This is a genomic window from Kitasatospora sp. NPDC056783, assembly GCF_042789895.1.
GTDB lineage: Bacteria > Actinomycetota > Actinomycetes > Streptomycetales > Streptomycetaceae > Kitasatospora.
In genome coordinates this window covers 1-5,057 of record NZ_JBHUAF010000500.1, presented here as the reverse complement: position 1 = coordinate 5,057, position 5,057 = coordinate 1, and the positions used below count along the sequence as shown (strand labels likewise).

Genomic DNA, 5,057 nt, shown 5'->3' with positions numbered 1-5,057 from the left:
GAGGCCGAGGAAGGTGTTGGTGGAGGAGGCGCCGGTGTGGGCCAGCTCGGGGGTGCCCGCCGGGGCGGTGGTGGCCGGGGCGGCGGTCGGGGTCGTCGCCTTCGGGGCCTCGGCGGCCGGCGCGGCGTCCTTGGTCTTGTCGGCGACGGGCTGCGCGGCCTTGGCGGGTTCGGCGGACTTGGTCGGCGCGGGCTTCGCCGGGGTGGTCGGCTTGGGCTTGGCCGGGGTGGTCGGCTTGGTGCCGGGGGCGGGCGCGGCGGCGTGCGCCACGTGGAAGAAGAGCATGTCGCCGGTCTTGATCTCGAACCCGGGGGCCTTCGCACCGGGGACGAAGGCGAGCTCGGTCGTCTCCTTGGAGGCCTTCGCGGAGAGCCCCACCCGGAACAGGAAGTTCGCGGCGCGGCCGTCCTCCAGGCGTGCGGTGGTGGTCGCCGGGGACGCGACGGTGAAGACCGACGGGTCGCCGCCGCCGTGGACGAACTTGACCGGCTTCCAGCCGCCCCCGGAGGCGACCTCGATGGTGAGGTCCTCGGACCGCAGGCCGCCCGCGCCCGGGTTGAAGATCCCGAGCTCCGCGGAGACGTTCTGGTACGGGGCGCCGGTGAAGTTGGTGACGCTGACGCCGATCTCGATCTTCGGTCCGCCCGCGGTGATGGTCTGGCCGGCCGGGGTCATGTGGAACCCGGCCTCGTAGGTGCCGTGGTGGGTGGCGGCGGCGGCCTTGGCGGTGGCCGGTGCGGTGGCGGCGGCCGGCGTGGCGGCCCAGGCGGTGTCGGTGGCGAGGAGCTGGACACCGCCGGCGAGGACGGTGGTGGCGGCGAGGACGGCGATGCGGCGGCGGCCGGAGAGGGCGCGGTCGTTCTTCGCAAAACGGGTGATAACGGACATTCGCATGGCGTGGATCCCCAGAGTGGTGGTGCTGATGGTGTGTGTGGGTGAAGACGACCGGCTCCGCTCCTGCTGAGCGGAAGCGCCCCCCGGCTCCGCCGGTCTCGCTCTCCGTGCCTTCACCCGTATAGACGCGCATCCCCGGCGGGGGTTGCAGGTGGGTTCGAACTTTTTTCCGGACGGGGCCGGGGGTCGGTGCCGGCCCGTCCGAGGTCGCCGGCTACCGGCGGCGGAGCCGGCGGACGGCGACCAGGGTGCCGCCTCCGAGGGCGAGGAGGGCGGCGGCGGTGAGGCCGAGGAAGGTGTTGGTGGAGGAGGCGCCGGTGTGGGCCAGCTCGGGGGTGCCCGCCGGGGCGGTGGTGGCCGGGGCGGCGGTCGGGGTCGACGCCTTCGGGGCCTCGGCGGCCGGGGCGGGGGTGGCGGTCTTGTCGGCGGCGGGCTTGGCCGGGGTCGGCTCGGCGGACTTGGTCGGCGCGGGCTTGGGCTTGGCCGGGGTGGTCGGCTTGGCGGTGGCGTCGCCCTGGGGGTGGGTCACCTTGACCGGCTTGAAGCCCGAGTCGCCCGGCCCCTGGGAGCCGGCCATCTCCGTCGAGGCCAGCAGGTCGATGGTGGTCACGCCGGCCGGGGTGCTGGGGGCCAGGGAGTACCGGAACTTGAAGCCCGTCGTGCTGTCGGCGGACATCCGCTGGCGCTGGGAGCCGGTGATGTCGACGACGCGGGCGCAGCCGTCGACCAGCTTGAGGTCCTTCCAGGCGCCGGTGTAGTCCTCGAACTGGATCTTGACGTCCTTGAGCCGGGCGGCGGCGCCCGAGCCCGGGGTGTGGAGGCCGAGGAAGGGCTCCATGCCGTGGGCGTCCTCGGTGGACTTGTTGACGACCTTGACGGTGACCTCGTTCCAGCTGCCGTCCGCGACCACCGAGGACTTGGCGGAGGTGATGGAGGTGTTGGGGGAGAGGCCGGGCACGTCGGTCGGAGCGTGGTACGCGCCGGAGGTCCGGTGGTCCCCGCAGGCCCAGGCGGTGTCGGTGGCGAGGAGCTGGACGCCGCCGGCGAGGACGGTGGTGGCGGCGAGGACGGCGATGCGGCGGCGGCCGGAGAGGGCGCGGTCGTTCTTCGCAAAACGGGTGATAACGGACGTGCGCATGACGTGACTCCCCAGGGTCATGGTGTGGCGTGTGTGGGTGAAGACGACCGGCTCCGCTCCTCACGAGCGGAAGCGCCCCCCGGCTCCGCCGGTCTCGCTCTCCGTGCCTTCATCCGTATAGACGCGCATCCCCACGGGGGGTTGCAGACGGGTTGGAGATTTTTTTCGGAGTGCTTCGGCGGGTCCCCGGGGCCCTTCCGGGTGATGGTTGGTATGACCTCAATGATCCGGAAAGTCCGGATCGTTCGGCCAGTTCGGTGACTTTTTCGCGTCCGGACAGGGGAGCCCCACCCACCCGGGTACGTCTCCGCTCCACCACCCGGGCGACACCGGGTGACCGGAGCCCCGAGGACGCACCCGTATGCCGTCTGGCAACCCCGGCCGTCTCGTACGGAGCCTGGCCGCACTCGTGCTGGTTTCCACCGCCGTGCTCCCGGCAGCCCTGGAGCTGGCCGGCCCGTCGCCGTTCGGCGTGATCGGGCCGGGCGTCCCGGCCGACCGGGCGGTGCCGCCGCACAGCGCGCTGCGCGCCGACCAGCGGCTGCCCGTCGCGGCCCCGACCGTCGACATACGCCGCACCGGTGACCCGGCCAACCGGATCACCCTGGTGCTGCTCGGCGACGGCTACACGGCCGGGGAGCAGGACATGTTCCGGCTCCAGGCCGACCGGGCCTGGCACGCGCTGATGGACATCGAGCCGTTCCGCACCTACCAGGGCTTCTTCAACATAAGACGGGTCGAGGTGGTCTCCCCGGTCTCCGGGATAGCCGAGACCGAGGGCCGCGGCCGCAAGCCCGCCACCCCCCTCGGCATGCACTTCTGGTGCGAGGGCACCGCCCGGCTGCTCTGCGCCGACGAGACCGCCACCGCCCGGTACGCGGGGGACGGCGCCGGGCCGCAGTACCTGATAGCCCTGGCCAACTCCACCGAGTACGGCGGCGCCGGCGGCACCGGGGTGACCACCCTGGCGGGCGGCAACGCGGACGCCGGCCGGATCATCCAGCACGAGATCGGGCACACCGTGGGGGACCTCGGCGATGAGTACGACAGCGCCCCGGACGACGCCGACTACCCGAACCTCGCCACCCTCAACGCCGACGACATGCGCAAGAAGCAGGTCAAGTGGTGGCGCTGGCTGGGCGCCGAGTCCCCGGACGGGGCCGGTGTGATCGGGGCGTACCGCGGCGTCAACGGCCTCTACCGGCCCACCCGGGACTCGGTGATGCGCACCCTGGGCAGCGCGTACAACCTCCCCTCGCGCGAGGCGATCATCGAGGAGCTGTACCGCAAGGTCCGCCCGACCGACACCCCGCAGCCCGCCCCCGGCGAGGTGGCCGGCCGGCCCCGGCTGGATGTCCGGCCACTGCCGCTGACCGGACCTCGGCAGCTGAAGGTGGAGTGGAGGGTGGACGGCGTCCCCGTGACGCCGCAGTCCGCCGACGGCTCCTGGCTGGACACCGCCCAGCTGGAACTGGCCCCGGGCCGGACGGCCACCGTGACGGCGACCGTCCGGGACACCACCGACTGGGTGCGGGACGAGGCGTTCCGGGAGCGCTACATGACCCGCTCGGTGTCCTGGACGCTGAAGGGCTGAGGCCCGGTGCGCCGCCCCCGGACCTGGGCGTCGAATCATGGGATGACTAATCTGGTCTGACTATGACCGTGGAGCCCGCCCGTTCAGCCCCGTCCCTGTCCGTCCCCGCTCCCCGATCCACCACCGAGCCCCCGGCCGCGCCCGCGCCGGCCGCTCCCGTTCCGCCCGGCGGCCGCGCGGCCTGGCTGGCCTGGTCCATCGGCGTCAGCGTCTACATCCTGGCCGTCATCCACCGCACCAGCCTCGGCGTGGCCGGACTGGACGCCGCCGAGCGCTTCGGCATCGGCGCCTCCGCGCTCTCCACCTTCTCGATCCTCCAGGTGCTGGTCTACGCGGCCATGCAGGTCCCGGTCGGCCTGCTGGTCGACCGGTTCGGGCCGCGCCGGGTGCTGCTGCTCGGCGTCCTGCTGCTGAGCACCGGCCAGCTGGCCTTCGCGTTCAGCTCCTCCTTCGGCCCCGCGCTGGCCTCCCGGGCGGTGCTCGGCTGCGGCGACGCGATGACCTTCATCAGCGTGCTGCGGATCGCCGCCCGCTGGTTCCCGGCGGCCCGGAACCCGTTCGTCGCCCAGCTGACCGGCCTGGCCGGGATGGGCGGCAACCTGGTCACCACGGTGGTGCTCGCCCAGGCGCTGCACAGCGAGGGCTGGACGCCCACCTTCGCCGCGATCGCGCTGCTCGGCGTGGCGGTGTTCGCGCTGGTCGCTCTCTTCCTCAGGGACACGCCCCCGCAGGAGGCCGCCGCGGCGGCCGAGGCGCTCCCCGGGCGGCCCAGGGTCGGCCGGCAGGTCCTCGCCTGCTGGCGGGAGCCCGGCACCCGGCTCGGGCTCTGGATCCACTTCACCACCCAGTTCCCCGGCAACGCCTTCGGCCTGCTCTGGGGCATGCCCTACCTGGTGGAGGCCCAGGGCATGTCCCGGGCCGGCGCCGGCGGCCTGCTGACCCTGCTGGTGCTCGCCAACATGACCTGCGGCTTCGTCTTCGGCCGGCTGCTCTCCGCCTCGGAGCGGGCCAGGATGCCGATCGTGCTGACCGTCGTCGCGGCCACCGCGCTCGGCTGGGCCCTGGTCCTGGCCTGGCCCGGCGGCCACCCGCCGACCTGGCTGCTGATCGGGATCATCCTGGTGATGGGCAGTAACGGCCCGGCCTCGCTGGTCGGCCTGGACTACGCCCGGGCCCGGAACCCGGTGGAGCGGCTCGGCACCGCCTCCGGGATCGTCAACATGGGCGGCTTCATCGGCACGATGATCGCCCTGCTCGGCATCGGCGTGCTGCTGGACGCGCTCTCCCCGTCCGGCGCCGGGACGTACTCGGCCACCGCCTTCCGCTGGGCGTTCTGCTGGCAGTACGTCCCGCTGGCGGTGGGCACGGCGATGATCCTGCGGCTGCGCCGGAAGGTCTCCGGCTAGGTCCGGCTCGGGCCCTGTCCGGGCC

3 protein-coding genes and 1 pseudogene are annotated in these 5,057 nt (G+C 73.4%); 2 read left to right on the top strand and 2 right to left on the bottom strand.

Annotated elements, in window-relative coordinates:
* Positions 1-894: pseudogene (locus tag ACFRMQ_RS37885) on the bottom strand (hypothetical protein); the annotation flags it as partial.
* Positions 895-1,108: 214 nt separating this feature from the next.
* Complete coding sequence (locus ACFRMQ_RS37880; protein WP_380735420.1) at positions 1,109-2,032, bottom strand: hypothetical protein; 924 nt, start codon at positions 2,030-2,032, stop codon at positions 1,109-1,111.
* 361 nt (positions 2,033-2,393) lie between these two features.
* Between ACFRMQ_RS37880 and ACFRMQ_RS37875 the strand changes: the two genes are divergently transcribed.
* Both ACFRMQ_RS37875 and ACFRMQ_RS37870 read left to right on the top strand, forming a co-directional pair.
* The gene (locus ACFRMQ_RS37875) at positions 2,394-3,626 is read left to right on the top strand and encodes a M64 family metallopeptidase (protein ID WP_380735419.1); all 1,233 of its coding nucleotides are present in this window, start codon (positions 2,394-2,396) and stop codon (positions 3,624-3,626) included.
* 62 nt (positions 3,627-3,688) lie between these two features.
* Positions 3,689-5,032 carry a nitrate/nitrite transporter gene (locus ACFRMQ_RS37870; RefSeq protein ID WP_380735418.1) on the top strand — a complete coding sequence of 448 codons (1,344 nt, stop codon included), beginning with the start codon at positions 3,689-3,691 and terminating at the stop codon, positions 5,030-5,032.
* Positions 5,033-5,057: the final 25 nt, after the last annotated feature.